The organism is Tolypothrix sp. VBCCA 56010 (assembly GCF_050875635.1).
Lineage (GTDB): Bacteria > Cyanobacteriota > Cyanobacteriia > Cyanobacteriales > Nostocaceae > Hassallia.
In genome coordinates this window covers 13118-31287 of sequence record NZ_JBPAOH010000006.1, presented here as the reverse complement: position 1 = coordinate 31287, position 18170 = coordinate 13118, and the positions used below count along the sequence as shown (strand labels likewise).

Sequence of the window (18170 nt, the reverse complement as noted above, 5' to 3'; positions counted from 1 at the left end):
TTTGTGCATCGTTTTACTTTTAATTGTGAGTATGCAATAGACTTTTGCATAAATCAAAAACAAGAACCCCACCTTCTTTTGGCTTGTGCCAAAAGTCCCCTCCCCGCTTGCGCTAGGGTGTACACACAAGTATGACCAGCATAGGTTTCAATTCTAGTAGTTTCGTAGAGTGTGTTATGGACACGCCAAAATAACTTTTGAGTTCGCCAAAATAACTTTTGAGTTCGCCGAAATAACTTTTGAGTTCGCCGAAATAGCTTTTGAGTTCGCCGAAATAACTTTTGAGTTCGCCGAAATAACTTTTGCGTTCGCCGAAATAGCTTTTGAGTTCGCCAAAATAACTTTTGAGTTCGCCAAAATAACTTTTGAGTTCGCCAAAATAACTTTTGAGTTCGCCGAAATAACAATCGCGGTGTTCTCAAGTTGGGGGTGGGGTTTTGGACACTTTTGCTCGTAGGTCTAAGAAATTTGTCATATTTTACACACAAGCTTTTTACTCGCGGCGATCGCCAAATAAGAATAATATCTCATTGCTGCGCTTGGGTTGTCCCCAGCAATTTATAGTAAAGTTGTCTTTAAATATAAAACAAATATGAAACCGATTACTCTGCTTGGTTCCACTGGCTCTATCGGTACTCAGACTTTAGATATTGTCTCGCAGTATCCGGATCAGTTTCAAATTGTCGGATTGGCTTCTGGGCGCAATGTAGAATTGTTAGCGGCTCAAATTCGGCAATTTCGACCATCTATAGCAGCGATTTGCGATGAAGATAAATTACCCGCACTCAAAGAAGCCATAAAAGACCTCGATCCCCAACCGATTTTACTGGCAGGTGAAGCTGGAGTAATCGAAGTTGCCCGCTACGGTGAAGCCCAAACGGTTGTCACCGGTATCGTTGGTTGTGCTGGTTTGCTACCCACCATCGCTGCCATCGAAGCTGGTAAAGATATCGCTTTGGCAAACAAAGAAACTTTGATTGCTGGGGGTCCTGTAGTTCTACCGTTAGTTGAAAAACACGGTGTAAAATTATTACCAGCAGATTCCGAGCATTCTGCTATATTTCAGTGCTTGCAAGGTGTTCCCAAAGGCGGCTTGCGGCGGATTTTGCTTACTGCTTCTGGTGGCGCTTTCCGCGATTGGGATGTAGCCAAGTTAGCAGAAGTGACAGTTGCCGACGCTATCAAGCATCCGAATTGGTCGATGGGTCGGAAAATTACGGTAGATTCTGCTACTTTGATGAATAAGGGATTGGAAGTGATTGAAGCGCACTTCCTTTTTGGGATGGATTATGAAAATATTGATATTGTCATTCATCCTCAAAGTATTATTCACTCGCTGATTGAGCTGCAAGATACGTCAGTTTTAGCTCAATTAGGCTGGGCTGATATGCGTTTACCTATACTTTATGCTTTATCTTTTCCCGATCGCATCTACACTGATTGGCAACAACTAGATTTGGTAAAAGCCGGAAATTTAACTTTCTGTGAACCAGATCACCAAAAATATCCTTGCATGAAACTAGCTTACGCTGTCGGTAAAGCTGGTGGATCTATGCCTGCGGTATTGAATGCTGCAAATGAACAAGCTGTAGCGTTATTTTTAGATGAGAAAATTGGCTTTTTAGATATTGCTAGATGTATTGAATCGGTATGCGATCGCTTTAGAGATGATAACTCTGCCAATCCTTCTTTAGATGATATTGTGGCAGCTGATAAATGGGCAAGACTTGAAGTGTTAGCAGCAACTGAAAATTTCGATGCGCGATCGCGTATCATTTCTCTGCGATAATCAGATTAATAGCCTGTTTTATTCAGCCTTTAGCGTTATAAGGCTAATAATACAAACTCAATCTTTACAATACATTGATTGTCTGAAAGGGCGGGGAAACCCCGCCCCTACTGTGGTATTATTTTGGAAAATTGGTATAATATTATGTAATTAATTACTTGACAAAACGTTACTTTACATACCGTTTTTTGTGTCGCTTTCCGGTATATTGAGCGCAGGACAATTACACAAAAAATGCCCAAGTATAAAAAGCTCGATTATATAACAATCCTATATGATTTGTGAAAATTCACATCGCCCCAGAAACCCCGTTTCTTGGAGAAACCGGGTTTCTAAACTTGGGTGAAAGAGCGATGGGCGCAATAATTGTTACTAAATGTAAAATTTTATTCTCAACACAAGACTTTTTTCAAGGGTGATTATTAAGGAATTAATAATATGTTAGTTGCTTTAATTGTAGCGTGGGTAGTATTTACAATATTAGTGAAGATAGTAAAAACGACCGTCAGCAGTGCAATGACAATTGCGGCGATCGTTGTTTTATTACAAATAAGTTATGGCATTACTCCTCAAGATATTTGGAATCAAATAATTCACTTGCCTCAAACACTATCGCAAATACATGGCGGTAAATAACGGTAAAATAATACCCCCGCAGATGCCCGCAGGCTGTAAGCCTGGGGCTATACGAACGAAGGCTACCTTCGCAGCCTAAGATGATAAGGCTGCCTTCGCAGCCTTTGCTTGTATAGTTGCACCCTTCTAGGGTGTCGGCGGCGATAAATTTGCGATATTCCCCCAACAACTAACCACCAACAACTAACAACCAACAACTAACCACCAACAACTAACCACCAACAACTAACCACCAACAACTAACCACCAACAACTAACCACCAACAACCAATCAATTATTCCTCGATCCCCCAAGCCGCGCTAATGCATCTTGAACAGTTGTAGGCAACTGAAGCATAACTTTACCTCTTTCTTTGTCCACCGCGACTAATGTCACCTTGGCAGTAACGTATAACTCTTGCCTATCTGGTGATTCAATCGCATAATCCCAATTAATATGCACACCACTTACCTCACTCATGCGCGTTCTGACGACTGCTGTCATACCTAAGCGAATTGCCCGATGATAGCGCAACGACAAATCTACAACTGGTAAATCACATCCTAAAGCAACTAAATCAGCAAATTCAATGCCTATAGATCGCAAGCATTCTATTCTTGCTTCTTCCATCCAGGCAATATAAGAACCGTGCCAGACAACACCTGCATAATCAGTATGGTGCGGTTGCGCTCTGATAAGATATTCAAACCAATTCTCAAATGCCCTCAGGGTTGGAGTGTCAATGGCACTTGTTGGCGATAATTGTGGTTGATTTGATTTTTCTTCAGACATTTTAACTTTTCTTAGCAGAAATTAGAGATTTTTTACCAATATAATGGTAAAAAAATTAGTTGCCTTGTACAATTTAGTGGTTTCAAATTAACACTCACCAAATAAGGTGAGGGTTTTATTATGCGTCCTCATTTTTATTACTTCAGTTTTGCTATTGCTAGTTTACTTCTTTTCCCAGGTTGTGGGACGACATTATCAGCAAATAAGTCAGTCAATTTAAATACTATAAAAGAATATAATTACCGAAATTTGGCTCAGGCATTACCTGAGAAAAATAGCCAATCAGAAGTTAAGCGGCTAAACGCAGAGGCGATTAAACTATTACGTGCAAATCGCTCTGAACAAGCATTGCAAACATTGCAGAAAGCGCTATTACTGACTACAGACACTGGAGAACGCTGGTGGGAAGCGGTGACGCTGAACAATATTGGCAGAGTGTACCAAAAGCAAGGTCAGTATTCACAAGCACTTAAATCTTATCAGCAAGCTTTATTCATTAACAAAGAATTAAGCGATCGCGTTCAACTTGGCAAAACCTACAGCAACATCGGTAATCTTTTCGATATTCAAAATAGACCAGATTTAGCAGTTTTTTTCTACAAGCATTGTCTCATCAACCGCGAGCTCGCACGTCTTGTACCAGCAGCGCTAGAAGTAGATCCGGATGCTTACAGCATAACTGTTGCCCAAACATATCGGACTTTGGCTGAAAGATTACTGCAAGCGCAGGGACGCATTTCCCAAGCGCAGCGGGCTATGGATTTACTCAAAGTCGAAGAACTACAACAATATCTCCTGAATGTACCTGGAAATCAACGCACTGCCAAAGGCATTGAAATATCCCCATCAGAAAAACCAACCAAACAAAAGTTGGATCAAACTCTGGATAATGCTGTTGTTTTGGGTAAAGAACTGACAAAATTACGTCAGATTTCTCCGGAAAAGCGATCGCCTCAACAAAAACAACGTATCGCCCAACTGGTAACAAATCAACAACAACTGTTGGATCGATTCAACGATTTTATCAATAGTCCTCAGGTAAGATCCCAAGTAGAACAAATTAACCGCACCGCCAGAAGGCAAAATTTAGATTTGGAGAGTCTTAACGAAATTCGCGATAATTTGGCGCAATTACCCAAAAAATCCGTCCTCGTCTATCCATTAGTTTTACCAGATAGCTTGGAATTGGTACTGGTAACTCCTGATTCCCCGCCGATTCATCGTACCGTAGCTGTCAAACGCGAAAACCTCAACCAAACAATATCAGCTTTCCGTCAAGCTTTACAAACTCCCAGTCAAAATGCCAAAAAACCTGGACGTCAGTTGTATAACTGGTTAATTAAACCGATAGAAAACGACTTGAAGCAAGCTGGTACACAAACTATAATTTATGCACCAGATGAACAGTTGCGCTACGTTCCTCTAGCGGCTTTATATGATGGTACACAATGGCTAGTGCAGCGCTACAGTATCAATCACATCACCGCTGCCAGCTTAACTAATTTCAACACCCAACCCGAATCTAAATTGCGGGTTTTAGCTGCTGCTTTTACGAAAGGTAATTATGAAGTTAGAATTGGTAATCGAAAGGTTGCCTTTTCCGGTTTGCCCTTTGCAGCGCAGGAAGTGCAAAGCTTGGCAACCACTGTCCCCGGAACCAAGACAATTTTAGATGCTGCTTTCAGCCCTGCTGCTACTGTGCCACAATTGGACGACTATACAGTTGTCCATTTTGCTACTCATGCTGCGTTTGTGACGGGTAGACCGGAAAACTCTTTTATTTTATTTGGAAATGGCGATCGCGTTAACTTGCGAGATGTCGCTAATTGGTCATTACCCCGTGTGGAATTGGTAGTATTAAGTGCCTGCGAAACTGGCTTGGGAGGCTTTTTAGGCAGCGGTGAAGAGATTTTAGGCTTTGGCTATCAAATGCAAAAAACCGGCGCTAGGGCAGCGATCGCTTCATTATGGGCTGTCGATGATGGCGGTACAGAAACTTTGATGACTGCTTTTTATACTTTGCTCACTTCGAGTAAGCTGGCAAAATCTGAAGCTTTAAGACAAGCACAAATTGCTTTAATTACCGGAAAATCGCCTACAAGTAAACAGCAAAACGGTAGTAACAATATATCCCCTGCCGTTGACGCTAGCCTCAATCATCCTTACTATTGGGCTTCTTTCATTTTGATTGGTAATGGCTTATAATATGCAACCGCAGCAAACCTACTTAAGAATCAAATGTCAATTTTACAAATTGTTTCTGAGGAGAGATTGACAATTTTGTCTCAGCTTAAAATAAACGCATTCTGATAGAAGCGACAAAAAGAATGCTTTTATTAAGTTTTGATTTGTGATTTTATGCAGAAGCGGAAGCCAGACAAGGCAGCCAATAACTTTGGTGATAATGGGGTGTAGGTAAAAGGCGATCATGTAAGCCACAAATACCAATAGCGCGATCGCAGTTTTTTCAAATCGAGCCAGCCAGTTGCACAGTCAGGGTTTCCCGACTTGAACAATAGCCGCGTTGGGATTTTCCCGTTGCCTTTGTTAAGTGCAGAGCCGCCCATTCGACTGCTCACCAATTGCCAATTACCTCTTAGTAATTCCCAAATTGACATCTACCTTTGGGAGGTTTTTTAAATACCCCATTAGACACAGAGATTTTTAACACTTCTTGGCTAGAGTTTTGTTACCTGTAGAAGTTGGCGTAGGTTGCTTGACAATATTGGCAAGTTCCTGTAGTTGGTTGATTGCTTCTGCACCTTCCAACTTCATTAATTCGCGATCGTCCCGCATCTCCGTCCAAGTGATCCCGTAATCAGATACCAAAAAGCGAATCAGATGATTGTCACCCAAACTAACCATAAATGAAGCACTATTCATCTGGTCGCCACAGGTGTAGCAAGATGCCAGATATCCACGTCGCTCAAGTACAGTTGCCAAGGCTTGCAGGCTCATTACCAAGTCTTGAACGAATTGCCGATGTTGTTGCGCTAGTCTTAGAAACACGTTTTTCCTCCAAACACCACTATCATTTGATTGAAATTTATATTTTCTTTAGATTTCTTCATCAACTGGTATTGTAAACTATTCATTACAATTTCCAGATGGATGTTGAGTCGTTGAGTGGCTACCTTGCTAAGGGTAGTGCATAACTCGTTGGCGTTACGTATCAAAATATTCAGTTTGCAGATCCAAAATTTCGGACAGAATAGAGAAACTTAATCTTACCCTTATACTCCTGTGTCAAAGTAGATGCTTGCGGAAAGCAATCCGCTTTAAGAGTAGCGCAAATTTGGAACAAGTCAACCACGCAAAAGATACATATCATATCTTTTTCGCGAATTTACAGCCAGATTTTGGATTGGCACAAGCTCTCACGCCTTGTTACGTCTTCTGATTAACTTTTGATAACCTGGTTAGGTTGTACTGTGTCAGAATCAGGAAAAAGCGATCGCGCTTTGTATACGTCTAGCTTGGCAGATAATCTGGTAAATTGTCGGTTTCAGGTCGGGCTGAATCTATAGTTCTCGATTTTTACCATCCGCAATCAAGGTAAGACCTATCGGTCAGTTTAATAGAAGTCTAATCTAAAACCCAAAACCTGTGGTCTTATTACTGAGAATAAGTCAACTCAAAAACGCCATGTTGCCATTTAGGCAGGTTTTTCAGCCTTTTCTTCATATTTTCATAAACAGTTGCATAAAATACAAAAACTTTTGTTACTGATTTGAGTAAACAGTAGTATTAGATACAAAAATTTTTATTTTTATCAGACTTACACAATAAAAGATAAAAGACAGCTTGATTGTTAATCGCTGTCTTTTATGTAAAAATTATCCGCGCACTCTTCTTTAGACGACTTGCCACCAACCGAAAGCAGGACCAATAAAACGGATTGTTATCCAGGCAATAACTGTAAGGATAATGCCAATCCAGGCACCTTTAGTAGTCCATTGGACAAATTTTTCGGATTGACTTTTGGTAATGGGAACCCACGGTAAGATGCGAGCTTCTTGACCGTATTTTTCTCCCAGAGCAGTTTTACGACGCTTTGCTTCACCCATAATCAGTAATTCAAAGTTACAAAATTTTTACGCTGTGACTACAGTTGTTTTAAATTCCTAGTCCCCAGTCCCGATGATAACTTGATTGCGATTGAGGCGATCGCTTGTGCTTGACAAAACGTAAATAGCCAAGAAGATTATGTAGAATTTTCCTCATCTTCTGTAGAAAACAAACTGGGATCGAGATAGTTAATACGTGCTAGGGGACTAAGGGCAGCCAAAACTTGAGTACCGTAGCTACGATTTACCACACGAGTGTCAAGTAAAGCAACAATGCCTTGACTTTCTCGCACAGGAGCGATCGCCCGTTGCAATTCATTCAAAGCAGCAGGCAATAAATATAAACGAAACCAATCTTGATGCGATCGCTTATAATAATCAACCCTGCCAGCGACCAACGGATTTTCTAAAGATGGCAAAGGCAAAGTCGCAATAATTAAAAGCTTCGGTGAAGGCAACACACCTTGATGCGATCGCCAAAATTCCCAACCACTGACCAAAATACCATTTTCATCCAAACAGGTTTTTTCTACCTGCACCCGCGAACCAAACTCAGATGCTAAAATTGCCCCGACTCGAGCCTTTAATGGCACATCCCCCACCAGAATGACTGTCAATCCTGGCGCAGTTGCACTTAAACAAAGCAGCGTCCGGACTTTGTGAATAAAAGCTGATTGAAATTCCGGCGTATTCGGTAGAGGTAACTTATGCGGCAAATATAATTGAATCGCTTCTGTTTGGCTATCAGAAGAAAACTTCAAGCAAGTTAAATCATCCAACCCCAAACGCGCTTTAAAAATAGAAGCTTCAGTTTCCGGTTCTAAAGCGCTACCAATCAACACCACAGGTTGCCGACTCCATATGGGCGAGAGAATTTTTCCTACTTCAATTGGCGCGTAATGTAAAGAAAATAAACCTTGGCGACGGGCAATAGTCGCCCAGAGGAGTACGGGCGGGGTTCCCCCGCCCGTACCCCCGCCCGTTACCCCGCCCGTACCCGAATTTTCATCAATGTTTTGAAATGCCTGAGCGAAGTGTTTCCACACATCGGGGAGCGTAGCTGGATCTAAAGCCGAATAAAGACGGCTGAGAATTTCTGTTTCCGGCTGAGAAATCAGATAACATTCGTAAGGATTAGCCGGATGCTGGAACAGTTCCCGTGTCAGTTGTACCCTTACCTCGCGAATGAGTTCGGCTTGATATGGACAAGCTAGCATCAATTGATCCCAATCATGGGGTTGAATTTCTCTTTTGAGTTGATGACGCACCCAATCTTCCAGATCGTCCACGCCATCAATAATTGTGGGAATACCTGCCGGAAAATCGTCTGTAAAAGTCAGTTGCGCTTTTAACCAAGCTTCAGGGGAAGTGAGAAACAATCCTTGGAACCCATCTTTTGGGAAAGCGTCACCGGTTCTAATCGGTTTGCCGACTTGCAGCCATTGCTGTAGTCGGGGAATTTCCACTTTTACAAGGCGTTGTTGTACCAATTCCGGGGCAACAATAATTACAGAACCATGCCACATTAATGCGGATGCTACAAAACTAGTGCGATATCGTCCTTGATAACCGCAAACCGCCCCGACTTGAATTAAAGCGCTACGTCCGGTACGCAAGGCGCGTGCTACCAACCTTGCCATCGTCAAATGATGGGGCCAGGAAGGGAAACCCGCCTGCGATCGCAAAAAGTTATGTAGTGACAAATGAACTTCTGCCTCAATCACGCGCTTTTATCCCCATACAAAGTAATTTTTACCTACAAAGCCCCACTTCTATCATGTTGTTATTGGGTAATGGGGAATGGGGAATGGGGAATGGGTAATCGGTAATGGGTAATGACCAATTACCGCGTTCCCAATTACCTTTTTCCCAATGCCCAATGCCCGCTTGCCCAATGCCCAATGCCCAATTACCAATTTCGGTGTTCATTATGCCTACATACACAGGAATTTCCAGCGAAGCCTTCAGGCATCCACTGGATCGCCAAGCCGAGGAAGCTTTACGAAATTTACCCGGATTTGATTTGATTGCTCGTAAATTTGTGGAATTTGTCTACGAACGCCCTCAGTTAGTCTATCTAATGGGCAACACCATCCAAGTCGGGCCGCGTCAATATTCCACTATTTACCAGATGTTTCGGGAATCCGTGCGAGATTTGGACATAATCTGTGAACCTGCACTGTTTGTCTCACAAAATGCCCAAGCAAATAGTTATGCTTTAGGGCAAGAGCATCCTTACATAGTCATAAACACAGGGATTCTAGACTTACTGAACGAAGCCGAGATTCGGGCGGTGCTAGCCCATGAACTGGGGCATATTAAATGTGGTCATACTATTTTAATTCAAATGGCGATGTGGGCGATGAGTGCCGCTAATGCCTTAGGTAGGTGGACTTTTGGTGTGAGCAATTTTGTTACACCAGCTTTGATTTATGCCTTTTTTGAATGGCGGCGCAAAGCCGAGCTATCTGCTGATCGCGCCGCGCTGTTGGTGATGGATGATTTAAATACGGTCATGTCTTCGATGATGAAAGTAGCTGGCGGTAGCAGCAAATATGCCCACGAATGCAGTTTACAAGAGTTTATCCGTCAGTCAGAAAATTATCAGGCTGATGAAGATGTGCTTAATCAAGTGTATAAATTTTTAATGTATAACGGCGCACAAGGCGAGATGCTCAGTCATCCTTTCCCCGTAGAGCGCTTGCACTATCTACGTGAGTGGGCAGTATCAGAAGAGTATCAGCAAATAAAGAAAGGAAATTATATGCGATCGCCCGCTGAGGGTGCTGTCAATGTAGGGGCACAAACACCGCAAAATCAAGAAGCAGAAAATTTACGCCGGAAAATTGAAGAATTGCAACGAGAAATTAACAAAATGAAAAAAAGGGACTAGGGATTAGGGAGACAGGGAGACAGGGGGACAGGGAGACAAGGGGACAAGGGGGACAAGGGGGACAAGGAGGACAAGATGAATTTTCTTCTCCCTTGTCTCCCCCCTCTCCCTTGTCTCCCCCATCCCCCCCTCCCCCACTCCCCCACTCCTCCACTCCCCCATTCCCAAATGAGAAAATTAAATGCCTGACAGTTTATCATTTGCTTGTAGGTGGGAGAATTTACGCATTGCTTAGTATGGCTATTAACTGGATAAAACGGGTGTTTGTGTTAGCTAGTATTCTTGCTATTGTCTTATTGTTGCCCTTCATTGCCTCGGCAGCACCAACTAAACTTGATTTTAGTAATAGTGCAAATACTTCTCAAGCCCCCAATTCATCATCTGAAACTAACCTGACTCCTCAACATCGGCAACAACTTCAAGCTGTGCGTCAGCGTAGAAATAGAGATATTCAGGCTATGTTAGACTCATCCCAACGTGCCAAACTCGCCAAAAGTCTACACGCAGGTAATAGCCTCAATCAAGCGTTAGAGTCACTTGACTTGCAACCAGATCAGCAAGAGATGTTGAAAGCGATCGTGCAAATTAGTAAGTTGAAAATGAAAGCTATTTCAGCACGCTTTTTGTACAATTAAATAACTAATTTTTGTAATGCCGTACAGCCAATTTACTATCGATGTCATATCGGAAACGTTTGGATTTACTATTTCCGAGAGAATTGGCATGTTTACTGATGTTCCAGCAGTGGAGTATAGCACACTTTTAGCGCAAATTATCAAAGAATATATTCCTTTAGCAGTTGCAATTGGTACAGAAAAAGCGCGTTCGGAATTTATTATCGCTCCGATTCTTTTTGAACTTAAAAAACAACTAGCAAATCGGATTAGTCTATTTTCTGGTAAAGAATTTAACGTTGCTCCAGAACAAGGTTTAAGTGGTTTTTGTGATTTTCTAATAAGTTTATCTCCAGAACAGCTATTTATTCAAGCGCCTGTAGTTACTATCGTTGAAGCCAAAAACGATAATATTCAATCTGGATTAGGGCAATGTATCGCCGAAATGATTGCCGCAAAATTATTTAATCAACGTAAAGAAAATAAAATTGAAATTATTTATGGCATTGTCACCACAGGCAGCGTTTGGAAATTTATGAGATTAATTGAAGAAAGAATTGAAGTTGATTTAGATGAGTATTTTATTCAAGATATTGGGAAACTTTTAGGTATTTTACGCAGTTTTGTTGATGTTTGAAAGTGATTAAATGTGAGAGGCAGCAGCCCACTTAATAGCATTGAAAAACGATTTGCCCCGACTTCGAGCGAGAAGTCAGGGATCTGAAGCGTCAATTCGACCCCCATCATTCCTCGCTACTTGGCTCATCACCACTGTTGTCAGCAGTTCCATCTAGGATGCTTTTGAACAGATCGTCGGCAGTCATCCCCCGCTTTTTCGCCATATATTCCAGCATTCTTTCAATTTCAGGTTTTCTTTCTCTAATCCCAAAACTTATTACTGAAGCACCTTGAGCTGACTTGCTGCAATCGTTTAACCAAGCCCAAACGGTCAGCCAGTCATCATCGTGTTCATTTAATGAATCAATTTTGAAACAGTTTTGGCGCATTTTTGTTTCATATCTGTTTCAAAATCTTTTAAAGTTTGATAGAATAAAAGATTTAGAAGTTTTTATATTTTTCTGATAAGATTTGATTACAGCAAAAAGCCAGTGCGTCCCGTGGAAAGTTCGGCACTGGCTGTTGCTCCAAACTCAATGGAGACTTATCTATTATGACCTATCGAGATGACCTCAATAGGTGGTTAGTCGTGCGATCGCTTTCTGATATGCAACGAGTTGTTGTGGCTCGTTTCCGCACACAATCAAATGCCGATGGTTATTTACATGTTATTCGGCGCTTAATTCCCGACGGTAAATTTTTGGTGGTATTTGATGGCGATGTAAAATCTGAGTGTGAAGATTGCGGATAATCGCCCCACTTCATGACAGCATCTATAATTAATCTTGCCCTGTCAGTAACCCAGCCCTGAAGGGACTGGGCTTGTAAGAGAAATCAAGCAAGCCGTACTGACCAGACCACTCGGTAAAACGAGTAGCCGTTATTTGAGTCACGACACCTCGGAATGCGAAGCTAGTTCCGCGCCCTGTCGCTTGTGATTAAACAGTTCTAAGGTCACTGGAACAGTGTTGCAAGCCCAACAAGCTCTTATAACTGGTCGTTCGCGCAGCGTCTCCCCTTGGGAGAAGCTAACATCACCCCGAAAGGGAGGCACATCGTGTGCAAACATTATGCGTACAGGGTGAAAAGTTTGAAACGGTAATTGTCCCGTTGAAAGTGCAGTACAACAGCACACCAAACAGAGTAGCCCCAAGGCGGTAATGGTTTCACTCATATCCACGGCGATTAAAATCGTGGTCAGTAAGCTTGTCAAACTGTTCGTGCCGCTTCCCTCTCAGCTTTGAAAAGCTGAGTTTCCCGCATCCTGTGTATTCTTATGAAAGTTCGTTAACCATGTCTGAAGAAGATATTCGTGCCACGCGGCTAGAAAAAGTAGAACAGCTAAAGCAGCTAGGTATGAATCCCTACGCCTATCGTTGGGAATCTACCCATAATGCGGCTGAATTGCAAGAAAAATATGCGGATTTACCCAACGGTGAAGAAGTCGATTTAGAAGTGGCGATCGCCGGACGCATCAAGTTACGTCGCTTTATGGGTAAACTTGCCTTCGTCACCTTGCAAGATGAAACTGGCACAATTCAGCTTTATCTAGAGAAAAAACGCATTGAAGAAGGCATGGCAGATATTGTTGACAATGCTTTCAAACAACTCGATAAACTCACAGATATCGGCGACATCTTGGGCGTTAAAGGCACTATCAAACGAACTGAAAAGGGCGAGTTATCTGTTTACGTCAAACAATACACTATTTTGACCAAATCTCTGTTACCCTTGCCTGATAAACAGCATGGGTTAACGGATGTTGCCAAGCGCTACCGTCAGCGATATCTTGATTTGATTGTGAACCCGGAAGTGCGGCAAACTTTCCGCCGTCGCGCCCAAATTACTGCTGGTATTCGCCGCTACCTAGAACAACGGGATTTTCTGGAAATTGAAACGCCAGTGTTGCTAAGTGAAGCCGGCGGTGCCGATGCGCGTCCTTTCGTCACTTATCACAACACGCTGGAAATGGAATTGTATCTGCGAATTGCCACAGAATTGCATCTCAAGCGGTTGATTGTCGGTGGTTTTGAAAAGGTGTTTGAATTAGGGCGGATTTTCCGTAATGAGGGAGTTTCTACCCGCCACAATCCTGAATTTACCTCAATTGAAGTTTACCAAGCTTACGCCGATTACAACGACATGATGGCGCTGACAGAGGGAATTATTACCACTGTCGCCCAAGAAGTTCTCGGTACGCTGCAAATTACTTATCAAGATACGGCAATTGATTTGACTCCTCCTTGGCGTCGGGTAACAATGCACGATTTAGTTAAGGAATATACGAGTTTGGATTTTAACGCTTTCCAAACTTTAGAAGAAGCGAAAGCAGCAAGTAAAAACGCTGGGCTTGAAGGTATAGAAGATTGCTCATCAATTGGCAAACTTTTAAATGAAGCTTTTGAGCAAAAGGTTGAAGAAAAGTTAATTCAGCCTACCTTTGTGGTTGATTACCCGGTAGAAATTTCGCCATTAGCCAAACCGCATCGTTCTAAAGTTGGTTTGGTAGAGCGATTTGAGTTATTTATCGTCGGGAGAGAGACAGCTAATAGCTTCTCAGAATTAACCGATCCGATTGAACAACGCGATCGCCTAGAACAACAAGCTGCACGCAAAGCCGCTGGTGACTTAGAAGCGCAAGGTGTAGACGAAGACTTTCTGACTGCGTTGGAATACGGGATGCCGCCGACGGGTGGGTTAGGTATTGGAATTGATAGGTTGGTAATGTTGTTAACTGATTGTGCGAGTATTCGGGATGCGATCGCTTTTCCGTTACTCAAGCCAGAAAAATCAGAACCCGAATCAACGACTTAGCTGTAGCTGTAGGATGCGTTAGGCATCAGCCGTAACGCACCCTACAGAACTACAATCGATGATTTTGCGCTCATTCCTAATAAGTTCTAAATTTGATTCGATTCTGGTAAAAATTCCGAATTCAGCGCTTGCTCCCAAGTGTAAGGACATATTTCTGGAAAAACCTGTTCACCTAATTGCATCTCTCGAATCGCCAAAGCTAAACCTAATTCATAAGCAGTGAGAAAAACTTCCTCTAAGTAAGCTTTCAAACTAGGGCTATCTGACAAAAGCAACTTAATTTGAATACGTTGCTCTCGAATTGTACCTAACCAACTATTGCTACGTTTATCAGCTTGAAACTGCCATTTTAATAAATGTCCCAGCAAGATTCCCAGCCGATTTCTCAGTTATTGCCGTTCTTTTCTACCCAAAGTTTCAATTTCTTCAATCAGGTTGATCGTGTCTAATTGATCCCACTGTTGAGTTGTCAGCAACCTCACCTGTTCTTGAGTCCAAGCATAGAAATCTGTTTTATATAGGTGAGATTTGTACATCCTTTGTAAGCTTAATTTTTCGCCCGCGCATCAAAAAAAATTATGATTGGGTCTGGTCGTAGTAAACCCAATCAAGAAATTAATTAACTATGACCAATGACCAATGACCAATGACCAATAACCAATAACTAATTCGCCACTTCCGCCAATTCAATCACGCGCCCTTCATAATCCTTAACCAAAAAATTCAAAGGCTTGCGATTGCGAATCTTGAACTTCAAGCCGCGCATTTCCACACGCATTAAAATCATATCCAGGCAATCACGATCGAAGCAAACGTGACGTTGCTGACTTTTGCTGCCTAAACTAGCTCCAGTAATGACGTGTAACTGGGTGTTTTTCTTTAATTGATACCAAAGCCCTTCGCTAGCATTATTCATCATTCTGCTGCCGGAAAATGTCGGGCTAGCTGACATGTAAAGCGGATCGATTCCGGCGGCGCCTATACTTTGCTCGTAGTTGTAGTAGTAGTGCAAAGGTACTTCTGCTGCTGGCAAATCTAGCAGCCCTTCATACAACTGGCGGGCAATTTCCAAATCTGACACCATAACGGTGTGTACTTTTGGCGCACTGGTAAGGAACATCCACATGGCACCGGCGTAAGCTGCTAGCAGCATCACCATAATACCTTGGGTGGAAAATAAGCTATCTAACGGCAGGGAAGGCAAAAATGAGCCTAAAGTATAAGGTTGAATCAACAACGGTGTCACACTAACTGCTATAACCATGAACACATCTAGGATTTTATTGAGGAATAGCTTTTATTATTCAAGGGTACAGACTAAAATAAAGTCCGTATTTCTAGTGTATCAATAACGAACTAGTCTTGATGTTACTCACAAACAGACACGATCGCGATTAGCTGGAGGACACTTTATGAAAAATTTAAGTGTAGACCAGGAAATATTCATTTCTAATAACATTCATTCTAACAACATACATTCATTTGGATTGTGCAAATACCACATTTCCCCGAAGCTAATCACCCACTAGTTAAATCGCTGTTTCATCACAGCGATCAGGAACTTTTGGATTTATTTCAGTCCCATCCGGAAGCTGGAAAATACTTTACGGCGATGTTTTGCCGTTATAGCCCGATAGTGTACACGTTGATTCGCCATTCAGCGCGATCGCCTGTGCAAGCAGATTATCTGTTTGCCCTCACTTGGCGACACATATACTACGAACTTGGTGGACTTGATTTAAGTGACGCTGAATCAAGCAAAGAAACTTTAACTTTGCAAAATTGGCTAATCAATATGACGGCTTTTTGTATCAACGATCTCGAATTACCACCCACAGAAGCAATTCATTATTCTCTGCAAGCAACTTCACCACCTTTATGGTGTTATATCGAACAAGCTTTGGAACAAATGCCTCCAGTTTTGCGATTGATGGTTTTAATGGCTCAAACCTTTCACTGGAGCGAAACTCGCATTGCTGCTTACCTGCAAGCTGAAGGTGAAGCGATCGCTCCAGCAGAAGTAGCCAATTTTCTCCAGGAAGGCTATCTTATGCTAGAGGACAAATTACCTGCGGATGTCCGCGCCATCTACTTGGGTGAAGATTTACCGCAATCCTAACTTAAGTATTAACTCTTATCATGTCTGTTCTCAAATAAACAGTAATTTGGTTACTAACTATTTTATTTTCAACCGTAAAATTACGGTTATTTTTATGAAACAAAAACATTTATTTTTCAGTAATTTTTCTGGAAAACTATTGCCAAAATCTCAATTTTGTGCTGTCTCGTATTTACTGTTTGCAGTTTTGCTGAATCCGATCGCAGCGGGTGCGGTAGATATTACCCAACAACTCCACCGCCCATTAAATCATTCAGTGGTGCGAGAATCAAGAGACGAGGCTGATATGTTGGTGCGTCAAGGTGAACAACAATTAGCCTCAGGAAAATCCGATAAAGCAATTGAGTCTTGGTTGCAAGCATTGGATATTTATCATTTGATTGGCGACTTGAAGGCGCAAGGTTTAGTTTACGATTTAATTGGTAGAGGTTACGTGCAGCTGAATCGATTAAAAGAAGCTGAAGATCCAATGCGTCGAAGATTAGCGATCGCTCGCGATACTCAAGACTTTCAAGGACAGATTTTTGGACTAAATAACATCGGTACGTTACTGCTGCAAAAAGGAGAATTCACCGCAGCGGCTGAAACTTTTACAGAAGCAGTTACAATTGCTAGCGATGTCAAAAATATTGAAGGACAAGGACTGTCTTTGAATAATTTAGGTTTGGCGACACTCAAGCTAGGAGATTATAACAAAGCAATTAAGCTGTTGGAAACTGCTTTAATTTTCCGGCGTCGAACACCAGATGCGATCGCCGAGGCAAATACCTTGAATAATTTAGGCGATGCTTACCTAGCCGCCAGCAATTATCAAGATACCATTGGTACATATGGTTCGGCACTGCGAATCGCAAAAGTTACACGCGATCGCACCAACGAATTACGAGCAATTGACGGTTTAGTTACAGCTCACCGTTCTGTGGGAAGATATGAACGCGCTTTCGACTTACTAGAACAGCGTTTAGCACTAGCTACAGAATCAGAAAATTTAGCAGAGAAATTAAAATCTTTTGAGTCTTATGCTTTATTGTACGAGCAACTAGGTAACTATCCCACCGCCCGCAATTTTTATGAAAGAGCAATTATCCTAGCGCGGACATTAGAAGATAGCAAGCGCGAAGTTTTATTGCTTGATAGACTGACGCAAATGCTAAAACTGTCAAAAGTCCATCGATAACTTATTACCCGACGACTAAAGTCGCGGCTAAACAAACAAAGTCCGCCTACGCGGACTTCGTGTTTAAAGGAACACGCAGGTGGGCTTTGTTCGTATAGCCTCAGACTTCAGTCTGAAGGTCTGAAAGTGTAGAGCGACAGATTATTTGACCGCAAGAACAAATTCTATCATGGGAGCGCTAATTAACCATAATTCCCGAATTAACCTCTTCCCTGCCTTGAACGTCCGTTCAAGTCTGTCTCTCTGTTGACTCCCAGAGGGACAGGTTTTGCGTGGTCAGACCAGGGATTCTTTTTTATTACGGGTGATTTCAAAGGACTGTCTTCAGTTTTTCCCACCTAAAGGACTACAACATGAAAGCGATCGCTCAAGTACTTTCCCAAGAGTCCTCTGCGTTGATCGGACTTGCTGCCACACTCAGGTGAGTTAGATCGGATTCTCCGTTTGGCTGCTTAAACCGACAGTTGCAATTTTTTGATAGGTCAGTCCAGGAGCTTAATTTATGGGTCAATTTCTGCAAAAGTATACTTAGAGGTGCATAAATTAATTTTGCTTGCGCCTATATAAAATAAGAACGTCTTAGAGCTTGACTTTTTGATAATTAAAAATATTATCAGTCAACGATTTCAGCCATTCTAAGATAAATCCAGTTATTAGCTGTTCAGAGTATA

General features: G+C 42.1%; 18 protein-coding genes and 1 pseudogene. 10 read left to right on the top strand and 9 right to left on the bottom strand.

Going from position 1 to position 18170, the window contains the following annotated elements; translation table 11 throughout:
- Positions 1-53: 53 nt before the first annotated feature.
- Positions 54-407 (bottom strand): hypothetical protein, encoded by a 354-nt coding sequence (locus tag AABK37_RS03430; protein WP_432550202.1) that lies wholly within the window; start codon positions 405-407, stop codon positions 54-56.
- A gap of 185 nt (positions 408-592) precedes the next feature.
- Here AABK37_RS03430 and dxr point away from each other — a divergent pair, with 185 nt between their 5' ends.
- Positions 593-1789 carry a 1-deoxy-D-xylulose-5-phosphate reductoisomerase gene (gene dxr / locus AABK37_RS03425; RefSeq protein WP_432550201.1) on the top strand — a complete coding sequence of 399 codons (1197 nt, stop codon included), beginning with the start codon at positions 593-595 and terminating at the stop codon, positions 1787-1789.
- Positions 1790-2227: 438 nt separating this feature from the next.
- Positions 2228-2425: a hypothetical protein gene (locus tag AABK37_RS03420; protein ID WP_432550200.1), complete on the top strand. Its 198-nt coding sequence runs from the start codon at positions 2228-2230 to the stop codon at positions 2423-2425.
- A gap of 271 nt (positions 2426-2696) precedes the next feature.
- On the opposite strand, the gene AABK37_RS03415 is transcribed toward AABK37_RS03420, so the two are convergent.
- Positions 2697-3197, bottom strand: a complete 501-nt coding sequence (locus tag AABK37_RS03415; RefSeq protein WP_432550199.1) for an acyl-CoA thioesterase — start codon at positions 3195-3197, stop codon at positions 2697-2699.
- A 120-nt stretch (positions 3198-3317) separates the two neighbouring features.
- On the opposite strand from AABK37_RS03415, the gene AABK37_RS03410 reads away from it, so the two are divergent.
- Positions 3318-5402, top strand: a complete 2085-nt coding sequence (locus AABK37_RS03410; protein WP_432550198.1) for a CHAT domain-containing protein — start codon at positions 3318-3320, stop codon at positions 5400-5402.
- A 221-nt stretch (positions 5403-5623) separates the two neighbouring features.
- Here AABK37_RS03410 and AABK37_RS03405 read toward each other — a convergent pair whose 3' ends face one another.
- From AABK37_RS03405 to AABK37_RS03390, 4 genes are all read right to left on the bottom strand, one after another.
- Positions 5624-5815, bottom strand: a complete 192-nt coding sequence (locus tag AABK37_RS03405) for a hypothetical protein (RefSeq protein WP_432550197.1) — start codon at positions 5813-5815, stop codon at positions 5624-5626.
- A 46-nt stretch (positions 5816-5861) separates the two neighbouring features.
- Complete coding sequence (locus AABK37_RS03400; protein ID WP_432550196.1) at positions 5862-6206, bottom strand: DUF1815 family protein; 345 nt, start codon at positions 6204-6206, stop codon at positions 5862-5864.
- Between the two features lie 845 nt (positions 6207-7051).
- The gene (locus AABK37_RS03395; RefSeq protein WP_432550195.1) at positions 7052-7264 is read right to left on the bottom strand and encodes a DUF2839 domain-containing protein; all 213 of its coding nucleotides are present in this window, start codon (positions 7262-7264) and stop codon (positions 7052-7054) included.
- A gap of 137 nt (positions 7265-7401) precedes the next feature.
- Entirely contained in the window at positions 7402-8988 is a 1587-nt protein-coding gene (locus AABK37_RS03390; protein ID WP_432550194.1) for a helicase C-terminal domain-containing protein, read from the bottom strand.
- 206 nt (positions 8989-9194) lie between these two features.
- Between AABK37_RS03390 and AABK37_RS03385 the strand changes: the two genes are divergently transcribed.
- The 3 genes from AABK37_RS03385 to AABK37_RS03375 all read left to right on the top strand — a co-directional run bounded on the left by AABK37_RS03385 (position 9195) and on the right by AABK37_RS03375 (position 11408).
- Entirely contained in the window at positions 9195-10157 is a 963-nt protein-coding gene (locus tag AABK37_RS03385) for a M48 family metallopeptidase (RefSeq protein WP_432550268.1), read from the top strand.
- Between the two features lie 92 nt (positions 10158-10249).
- The gene (locus tag AABK37_RS03380; protein WP_432550193.1) at positions 10250-10792 is read left to right on the top strand and encodes a hypothetical protein; all 543 of its coding nucleotides are present in this window, start codon (positions 10250-10252) and stop codon (positions 10790-10792) included.
- An 88-nt stretch (positions 10793-10880) separates the two neighbouring features.
- The gene (locus tag AABK37_RS03375) at positions 10881-11408 is read left to right on the top strand and encodes a hypothetical protein (RefSeq protein ID WP_432550192.1); all 528 of its coding nucleotides are present in this window, start codon (positions 10881-10883) and stop codon (positions 11406-11408) included.
- Between the two features lie 106 nt (positions 11409-11514).
- Here the strand turns inward: AABK37_RS03375 and AABK37_RS03370 are convergent, their stop codons facing one another.
- On the bottom strand, positions 11515-11778 hold the full coding sequence (locus AABK37_RS03370; protein WP_432550191.1) for a hypothetical protein: 264 nt from the start codon (positions 11776-11778) through the stop codon (positions 11515-11517).
- Between the two features lie 164 nt (positions 11779-11942).
- On the opposite strand from AABK37_RS03370, the gene AABK37_RS03365 reads away from it, so the two are divergent.
- Complete coding sequence (locus AABK37_RS03365; protein WP_432550190.1) at positions 11943-12140, top strand: hypothetical protein; 198 nt, start codon at positions 11943-11945, stop codon at positions 12138-12140.
- Positions 12141-12682: 542 nt separating this feature from the next.
- A complete protein-coding gene (gene lysS, locus AABK37_RS03360) occupies positions 12683-14203 on the top strand; it encodes a lysine--tRNA ligase (protein WP_432550189.1) in 1521 nt (506 codons plus the stop codon).
- A gap of 86 nt (positions 14204-14289) precedes the next feature.
- Here lysS and AABK37_RS03355 read toward each other — a convergent pair.
- Together AABK37_RS03355 and AABK37_RS03350 are read right to left on the bottom strand one after the other, a co-directional pair.
- Positions 14290-14739 (bottom strand): annotated as a pseudogene (locus AABK37_RS03355) (DUF29 domain-containing protein).
- Positions 14740-14867: 128 nt separating this feature from the next.
- A complete protein-coding gene (locus tag AABK37_RS03350) occupies positions 14868-15467 on the bottom strand; it encodes a glyoxalase-like domain protein (protein ID WP_039742408.1) in 600 nt (199 codons plus the stop codon).
- A 225-nt stretch (positions 15468-15692) separates the two neighbouring features.
- Between AABK37_RS03350 and AABK37_RS03345 the strand changes: the two genes are divergently transcribed.
- A complete protein-coding gene (locus tag AABK37_RS03345; protein WP_089128634.1) occupies positions 15693-16322 on the top strand; it encodes an RNA polymerase subunit sigma-70 in 630 nt (209 codons plus the stop codon).
- Between the two features lie 94 nt (positions 16323-16416).
- Entirely contained in the window at positions 16417-17499 is a 1083-nt protein-coding gene (locus AABK37_RS03340; RefSeq protein ID WP_432550188.1) for a tetratricopeptide repeat protein, read from the top strand.
- The last annotated feature ends 671 nt before the right edge of the window (positions 17500-18170 follow it).

What these genes read in the sequence shown, in the direction of transcription:
- dxr (WP_432550201.1), top strand. Translation starts at nt 593, where the DNA reads ATGAAACCGATTACTCTGCTTGGTTCCACTGGCTCTATCGGTACTCAG.
- AABK37_RS03420 (WP_432550200.1), top strand. Translation starts at nt 2,228, where the DNA reads ATGTTAGTTGCTTTAATTGTAGCGTGGGTAGTATTTACAATATTAGTG.
- AABK37_RS03415 (WP_432550199.1), bottom strand. Translation starts at nt 3,197, where the DNA reads ATGTCTGAAGAAAAATCAAATCAACCACAATTATCGCCAACAAGTGCC.
- AABK37_RS03410 (WP_432550198.1), top strand. Translation starts at nt 3,318, where the DNA reads ATGCGTCCTCATTTTTATTACTTCAGTTTTGCTATTGCTAGTTTACTT.
- AABK37_RS03405 (WP_432550197.1), bottom strand. Translation starts at nt 5,815, where the DNA reads ATGTCAATTTGGGAATTACTAAGAGGTAATTGGCAATTGGTGAGCAGT.
- AABK37_RS03395 (WP_432550195.1), bottom strand. Translation starts at nt 7,264, where the DNA reads ATGGGTGAAGCAAAGCGTCGTAAAACTGCTCTGGGAGAAAAATACGGT.
- AABK37_RS03385 (WP_432550268.1), top strand. Translation starts at nt 9,195, where the DNA reads ATGCCTACATACACAGGAATTTCCAGCGAAGCCTTCAGGCATCCACTG.
- AABK37_RS03375 (WP_432550192.1), top strand. Translation starts at nt 10,881, where the DNA reads ATGTTTACTGATGTTCCAGCAGTGGAGTATAGCACACTTTTAGCGCAA.
- AABK37_RS03370 (WP_432550191.1), bottom strand. Translation starts at nt 11,778, where the DNA reads ATGCGCCAAAACTGTTTCAAAATTGATTCATTAAATGAACACGATGAT.
- AABK37_RS03365 (WP_432550190.1), top strand. Translation starts at nt 11,943, where the DNA reads ATGACCTATCGAGATGACCTCAATAGGTGGTTAGTCGTGCGATCGCTT.
- lysS (WP_432550189.1), top strand. Translation starts at nt 12,683, where the DNA reads ATGTCTGAAGAAGATATTCGTGCCACGCGGCTAGAAAAAGTAGAACAG.
- AABK37_RS03350 (WP_039742408.1), bottom strand. Translation starts at nt 15,467, where the DNA reads ATGGTTATAGCAGTTAGTGTGACACCGTTGTTGATTCAACCTTATACT.
- AABK37_RS03340 (WP_432550188.1), top strand. Translation starts at nt 16,417, where the DNA reads ATGAAACAAAAACATTTATTTTTCAGTAATTTTTCTGGAAAACTATTG.